Source organism: Microcoleus sp. M2_D5, from assembly GCF_036701935.1.
Classification (GTDB): Bacteria; Cyanobacteriota; Cyanobacteriia; order Cyanobacteriales; family Microcoleaceae; genus Microcoleus.
Genome location: NZ_JAUBRP010000027.1, coordinates 74,456 through 81,703, shown reverse-complemented (window position 1 = coordinate 81,703; position 7,248 = coordinate 74,456). Strand labels below are relative to the sequence as shown.

At 45.2% G+C, this 7,248-nt stretch carries 5 protein-coding genes; all 5 read right to left on the bottom strand.

Annotated elements, in window-relative coordinates:
• Positions 1–158 precede the first annotated feature (158 nt).
• The 5 genes from QUA50_RS13950 to QUA50_RS13930 all read right to left on the bottom strand — a co-directional run bounded on the left by QUA50_RS13950 (position 159) and on the right by QUA50_RS13930 (position 7,018).
• Complete coding sequence (locus tag QUA50_RS13950) at positions 159–746, bottom strand: REP-associated tyrosine transposase (RefSeq protein ID WP_333264735.1); 588 nt, start codon at positions 744–746, stop codon at positions 159–161.
• 146 nt (positions 747–892) lie between these two features.
• Positions 893–1,342: an EVE domain-containing protein gene (locus QUA50_RS13945; protein WP_333264734.1), complete on the bottom strand. Its 450-nt coding sequence runs from the start codon at positions 1,340–1,342 to the stop codon at positions 893–895.
• Entirely contained in the window at positions 1,339–3,699 is a 2,361-nt protein-coding gene (locus tag QUA50_RS13940; RefSeq protein ID WP_333264733.1) for an FHA domain-containing protein, read from the bottom strand. Before QUA50_RS13940 ends, QUA50_RS13945 begins: the two co-directional genes overlap by 4 nt.
• A 140-nt stretch (positions 3,700–3,839) precedes the next feature.
• Positions 3,840–5,699 (bottom strand): ABC-ATPase domain-containing protein, encoded by a 1,860-nt coding sequence (locus tag QUA50_RS13935; protein ID WP_333264732.1) that lies wholly within the window; start codon positions 5,697–5,699, stop codon positions 3,840–3,842.
• A 281-nt stretch (positions 5,700–5,980) separates the two neighbouring features.
• Positions 5,981–7,018 (bottom strand): M28 family peptidase, encoded by a 1,038-nt coding sequence (locus QUA50_RS13930; protein WP_333264731.1) that lies wholly within the window; start codon positions 7,016–7,018, stop codon positions 5,981–5,983.
• Positions 7,019–7,248 lie beyond the last annotated feature (230 nt).

Below are 7,248 nucleotides of genomic sequence, written 5' to 3'. Positions count from 1 at the left end.
GCATCTTGCCTGTGAAATCCTTGTGGCACAGGCATCTTGCCTGTGAAATCCTTGTGGCACAGGCATCTTGCCTGTGAAATCCTTGTGGCACAGGCATCTTGCCTGTGACTGAAGCTGGGGCGGGCAAGATGCCCACCCCACAAGAAATTCAGCAGAAGCTAAACTTCATACATTTGCCAGAAAAAAGGATATTCCTCCGGAGTCAGTGAAAGACCAGCTTTGACAGGATTTTGCCTAATATATTCCCAAAAAGCCTGAAATTCTCGTTCATCTCTGACAATGTGGTCATGTCTCTCATCCTGCCAGACAGTACCAATATGCTTCATCACCTGGGGAATTTGTTTAGAACTGTAGCTTTTCATACTGTGCAGAATGCTGCTGAGCGACCAGAATTTATTATCCGACTTTGCTAAAGGCTGCATTAGCATATGCACACGATCTGGCATTACAACTAAGCAAAATATTTGATACCTTTGCCTATCAAAAAACTTGCAAGCATTAAGCACAACTTGCCTCGCAGCCGGAGTTAATTCCAGCTTCTCCCAAGTATTAAAAGTGATGAAATAGACCGATCCTTCTAACTCCCAATGAGGTAAATTTCTGTAAGTAACTTTTAATTGAGCATCTCTAAGTTTAAGCGGCAGACTAGAAGCCTGTCCCACAAAAAGCTGATATTGACCTGTGGGGTAGGCATCTTTCCCGCCCAAATCCTGATTGCTTACCTGACTCAAATTTTCAGGAATCATATTACTAAGCAAAACCACAACTTAGTATAAAATAGCCTAAATAAAGCAAAATTTCAATAGCCTTACCGATGATTTTTGTAAAGTCTTTAAGTATTGTGGGGTGGGCATCTTGCCCGCCCCAAATATGCAGGTTAAACTGCCACAGCTTATCTCATCTTCAAAATCTTCTGGGCAGCAACTTCAGACACCGGCATCACCGATAACCGATTGCCTTTCCTCACCAGCAAAATCTCATCAGCGCTAAACTTTTGTTTCAGTATATCCAAAGATATTAAATTAGCAAATTCCTCAACAAACTCAACTCTCACAGTTTGCCAGCGAGGAGCATCAAACTGCGATTTAGCATCATAATATTCGCTATTGATATCGAACTGACTCGGATCGGCAATCCCAGCTTCTACGACGCGCACCAACCCGACAATTCCCGGAATTTTAGTATTAGAATGGTAAAAAAATACTAAATCTCCCCGAATCATTTCTCGGAGAAAATTGCGAGCTTGATAGTTGCGAACGCCATCCCAAGTACAAGTGCGATCGCCCTTCAAGTCAGCAATACTGTAAACCTCCGGTTCCGACTTCATCAGCCAGTAATTCATAAAATATCTTTCCGCTTCTGCAACCACAGAGTCAACATCAAATAAACGCAAATATGCACGCACAAAATACCCCAGTTCAAACCCAAATTTTCCCACGTTGGATCGTAAACAGGAGTAGGCTCAAACGGCTGAGGAAGCGTACTCCCGTCCGGTAATGTAGTAGGTGCGGGAACCATCCCATTCACATTAACTAAAGAGCCGTAAGCACCCACAGACCAGCGGCTTAACATCAGCCAAGAAAACTTGCTCGCCGCACCTTCCATCTTAAACAAAACTCCAGAAAAAATAATCTGAGGTAGCAATAATAGAGGCAAAGCGCTATTAGCTTGAGAGCTATTTTTAACAATCGCGGAAACGACTAATCCAAGGGTTATGCAGCTCATTAAAGTTAGGAATGTGGTAATACCTGCTCCCACCGACCAGGAAATAAAACTCGGTTCGGGGGATTTAAAACCAATCAGAATAACTCCTACCATTAACAGTGTTTGCAATACTGCCAAACCAGAAAGTATAAATATTTTTGAACCTAAATAAGCAAACAAACCTAAATTGACCAAACGTTCGCGCAGATAAATAGCAGATTCTTTAACAATTTCTTGGAGAGAAGTTGCCAGTCCTACCCAAATCGCCGCACAGGTAAATACAAACAAAACTCTGAGCGCCAAAGGTGCTAAAGTTGCTTCCGGCGCGCCAATTAACGGGTCTTTATCTCTGACGGCCAGCCGCAGTAAACTAATGCCTATCGGAGCAGTTAAAAGAGCTAAACTCAAGTTAACTACGTCGCGGGAAACGAGTTGAAAATAGCGCTGGGCGAGCAAAACAAGTTGTTTTACAAAAGATTGAGATTGGGGTACAGAAGGTGCTGAAGGTGTTTTTGCATTAGCGTTGCCTGTGCTGAAGTGGTTGACAATATAGCGCTGATAGTAGGGAGATTGTTTAAACTTTTCAGCCCAGATTAAAACGTTGGTTTCTCCTGTTTCTAATTCGCTGTAAATGTCCGCAAAATCGCCCGTTTTGACATCGAAAAAATCGAGCGCTTCCGCAGGGGGGCCAAAGTAACAAAGGCGTCCGCCGCGACCCATAAAAACGATCCGATCGCACATCGTGATATTTGCCGTCGCGTGAGTCACCAGAATCACCGTCCGGCCTTGATTTGCCAACTTTCGCAGCAGTTGCATCATCTTCTTATCCAAGCCCGGATCGAGTCCTGAAGTCGGTTCGTCTAAAAAGAAAAGTTTCGGATCTGCTAACAGTTCGACTCCGATACTGACCCGCTTTCGCTGTCCGCCGCTAAGCTGTTTTACCAAAGCCTTGCGGCGGTGAGTCATTTCAATATCCTCTAAAGTTTTTGCAACTACCTGATTGACATCTGTATCGGGAGGTAATCGCAATTTAGCTGCATAACTCAAGACTTCTTCTACTGTCAAATCTGCGTGAACAATATCATCTTGAGGCACGTAACCGATTTGATTGCGGTAAATATTGAAGTTTTGGCGCAGGTTGTCGCCGTTGAGAAACACAGCGCCGTTAGTGGTTTTTTCAATGCCTAAAAGCGTCCGCATTAAAGTAGATTTGCCCGCGCCGCTACCGCCGACTAAAGCCACAAACTGCCCCGGTTCGATCGCCAATTTTATCCCATCCAAACGCTTCGGAATCACCAGACTGTCAGCATCCAAACGAATTTGATGGCCGGAGTCTTGCATCTGCAACTCACCGCTGCGGTAAGTTAGAGTAAACGGGCCGATCCGAATTGCATCTCCCTCGGACAATTGTACGGAATTTGTGACTCGCTGACCGTTCACAAAAACCCCGTTAACGCTGTAGTCTCGCAAAATATAATTACCGCGACTGTCTTGGTCAATTGTGGCGTGGCGTCTAGAAACAAGCGGCGCATCTAATTGCAGCGAAGCGTTTGGATCGCGTCCCAACAAAACCGACCGATTCTTAAGAATAATTGACTGCTTGCTAGAGACAGCAACCTGATTCGCCAGCGGATTAAAATAAGTCAGCAAAACTTGATTTTGAGGATCGAGACCGATTTTAATTTCTGTACCGTCTTTCAGACAATAACCGTCATTGGGAGTGATGCGAGTGCGATCGACAAATAAGCCATTAGTGCTGGGTCGCTGCCCGTCACCGTCGTAAATCCAGTAATTATTCCCAATTTCGCGCAAAACAGCGTGAACGCCGGAAACTGCCCGCCAAGCTTCGGGAATGACCAAATCAGCACGAGTGCGATCGCGCCCCAATACGTGCTGCTGCTGTTTTAACTCTAACTGTAAAACCTCCCCTTGATTGCTTAATACTAAATAAGGTCGATCGCTTAAAGCAGTCAGTTGTCCTATATTGCCTGTCATAGTTCAATGTGAGTCATTAGTCATTAGTCATTAGTCTTTAGTCATTAGTCATTAGTGCGTAGGTTGGGTTGAGGAACGAAACCCAACATTTTCGCTACAATTTTCCTTAACCCAAGCGTATTGACTTATATTAAGCAAGTCTACTTAGCAACAACGGACAAACTGCGAAGCCGATTAATTGCCGCCGCCAATTCAAAGCGTCGAAACATAGCAAAATCCCCTTCAGGAAAAGGCGATAAAATATCCATTCCCTGCGCCTCAATATCTGCCATCACCAAATCTATGATTTCCGACAAAGTGCGTTTACCGTCCATGTATTGCCCCTTTGCATAAACCATTGCCACAGCGATCGCCCTTAACTGTCCGCCGTCGGCAATTTGCTCAACAGCACCCAAATCAATATCCTCAGTTCCGAAAGCCAATTCATCAACATCCCGCACCTTCACCCGCACATCTCGCCGTCCCCGACTCGGATCTAAACTAGCAGGAACCGGCACTCTTTGAGTAATCTCACCAAAATTTTCTCCGCCTTCAGCAGCGCGGCTAATCGAGTAATTCTTAGCAATCTCTTTAGCTTTTTCAGTCACATTATATGCTTGAAAATTCTCCATTGCAATCACAGTATCCGCCACATCAAAATAATCGCCGCTTCCCCCCATTACTAAAATAGTCGATACGCCATAATCCGCATACAATTGTCTCACTTTATCAATAAACGGCGTAATCGGTTCATTATCCTTAGCGATGAGTTCCTGCATTCGGCGATCGCGAATCATAAAATTCGTCGCCGCCGTATCCTCATCCACCAATAAAACAGGCACTAAATCCTGTTCCTTTTTCCTTCTCTCCTGTTCCTCATTCCCTCTTCTTTCTTCCTTCTTCCGACGGACATCGGACGGACATCCGCTAAATCCGTTACAGAATCCGTTGCCGAACTTCCTTCTCCCCACTTCCAAAGCCTCAATAATATTAGCAGCTTGCGACGTGCTACCGCTCGCATTTTCAGTATAAAATTGTGCAGTATCTCTACCTTGCGGCAAGTGGTTAATAAAAGGCGAAATATCAACTCCCGCAACACTTCTGCCATCTTCCGCTCTAATTTTAACCGCAGCCGGATTAGTCACCACAAATTCCCTACCATCTCCCGGAATTCGGTTGTAAACTCCCAACTCTATCGCCCTGAGTAAAGTTGATTTGCCGTGATATCCGCCCCCAACAATCAAAGTAATGCCAGCGGGAATACCCATACCGAAAATCCAACCGCGATTCGGACAATTAAACTCAACTTTTAACGACGGCGGCGACTGAAAAGCCACAGCATTATTTAACAAAGGGCGATTGTCAACACCCGTGCGGCGGGGTAAAATAGAACCGTCAGCCACAAACGCAACTAATCCTTTTTCAGCTAACTGTTCCCGCAGCCAGTTAGCATCTTCTACAGTTTCAACGTGACGGCGACATTCCGCAGGATTTAAATTAGCATACTTCAGAGATTTACTGACTATTTGAGGAATGTCTTCGCACAGCATTTCAGCAGCTTGTCGCCCTAAAATACTGCGGCCGCCCGCTGGAAGTCCGACTGCAAATCGCAGTTCAACTCCTCCTAAATCTTCGATATCGGATGTATTTGAGAAAATGATAAATGCGGAAGTTCGATCTAAAACTTCTTGTCCGAAGCGAGTCACTGCAATCATACCGCTTTTTCCTGTGCCGCGCTTGCTGCTGATGCTGTGTGCTGCTTTGTCAAACTGGCGAGTTAGGTAATCTCGCAAGGCTATTTCTCGACTGCGAGAATTGAAAAGTTCGCCAGGAATTTGAGCAATGTTTGGCGGAACTCTGACTCTAAATTTACTGGGAGAAGCAAACGGATCTCCCTGCACGTAATCAATAATTAATCTGAATTCTGAAAATTCGTAACTACCTTGAATGTCTTTGTATGCTTTGTAGCCTCGATTGTCTAGTTGCAGTAAATGCCGTTGCAGGCTTTCTTTGTTAGTCATTTTTTATTACTTATTTGTTATTTACCTAGTTCCTAGGCTCTGCCTAGGATCGCGAATTAAATAACTTACAATTTTAATTGTTATTGTGGGATGGGCGTCCCGCCCATCCTTTTTGGACGGGCGGGACGCCCATCCCACAAACTTGTGGAAGTTATTTAATTCTCATTCTTTAGGAACCGATTTCACTCTTGCTCTGCCTCGCTTGCTTGGCGTGGGAAAATAGGAGGCTCTGCCTCCAGATATGCGTTACCAGGCAGAGCCTGGTAACGAGTAGTTACCAATTACCTAATTTCCAATAATTTAGCGGTGGCATTAACAACAATTTGAGCAGAACCGGTGAAAAAAGGTCGATCGATAGTTGCTAATGTATCGCTAGATTGGTGATAGTGGGGCGATCGCAAATTTGCAGTATCCGTCACCAACACAGCACCAATTCCTTTATACCAGAAAGGCGCGTGGTCGCTCCGCAAAACATCGGGAGTCAGCAACCCTTTCAGCGGAACCGGCAGCGCCACCACAGGCGGCAAATCGGCTTTTCCAGACTCCGCAAAACTTTTCAATAGCAGCGGATGTTCCGCATCCCCAATCACAGCGATAAACTCGCCTTTGTCGGGAGAAGTTACCCCCGATGCTTCTAGAAAAGGTTGCGCTGTCAATCCTTCGGGATATTGCTGGCATCCGGGAGTGCGGCAGGCATAACCTACCATATCCAGGACGATCGCACCCTGCAAATTTTTTAACCGCACGTCGCTACCTGTAAATGCTAAACTGCCTAAAAGTCCGAGTTCTTCCCTGTCGAAAAAAGCTACTTGCAGTGTCCGAGGTGTGGGGCGAGAACCCAGCAATCTTGCTACTTCTAAAACTACAGCAACTCCCGTCGCATTGTCGTCAGCGCCTGGGGAGTTTGGTACAGTATCGTAGTGGGCTGCGACTAAAATTGCCCCGGCGTTTGAGTCAGTGCCTTTTCTTTCGGCGAAAACGTTGATTCCGCGATCGAACTGCTGCAACTCTGCGGAAAATCCTAATGTTTTCAGTTGTTGGGAAATGTAGTCTCTAGTAAAAGAGCGATCTCGTTCTCCATCGCGTTCTCCTGCTAAACTATCGACGTGTTTCCACAAACGCGACGGGTCAATTTGGGGCTGAAAAAAAGTATTTTTTTCAGCAGGAAGCGGTAAGGGAGAAGGGTTTTGGGAAGTGTGGATATTGCGATCGATCCAAACTTCTGGTACAGCCGACAACCGCTGCCACGAGTCAGAACCCCAGCCGACAGCCACCACCGCAACCAGAATAAATAGCGCTATCCAAATCAATTGTTTCATCAGTAAGTCTATTTTAGATTTTAGACAGGGCTTACGCACTCCTCACTCTCATCAACCGGGTTTTTTAGCGGAAGCGAGGGCTGCAACAAAGTCTTTTTGTAAAACCCGATTGATGCGTCCAGAACTGTTATATTTTAGATTAACACCAGAGTTAAAAATAAACCTGTTTCAAAAAATGAAACTCAAACATCTTAAAATTAGCTGTGCCAGAAGCAGTTTTTTATTTTTAA

What these genes read in the sequence shown, in the direction of transcription:
- QUA50_RS13950 (WP_333264735.1), bottom strand. Translation starts at nt 746, where the DNA reads ATGATTCCTGAAAATTTGAGTCAGGTAAGCAATCAGGATTTGGGCGGG.
- QUA50_RS13945 (WP_333264734.1), bottom strand. Translation starts at nt 1,342, where the DNA reads ATGAATTACTGGCTGATGAAGTCGGAACCGGAGGTTTACAGTATTGCT.
- QUA50_RS13940 (WP_333264733.1), bottom strand. Translation starts at nt 3,699, where the DNA reads ATGACAGGCAATATAGGACAACTGACTGCTTTAAGCGATCGACCTTAT.
- QUA50_RS13935 (WP_333264732.1), bottom strand. Translation starts at nt 5,699, where the DNA reads ATGACTAACAAAGAAAGCCTGCAACGGCATTTACTGCAACTAGACAAT.
- QUA50_RS13930 (WP_333264731.1), bottom strand. Translation starts at nt 7,018, where the DNA reads ATGAAACAATTGATTTGGATAGCGCTATTTATTCTGGTTGCGGTGGTG.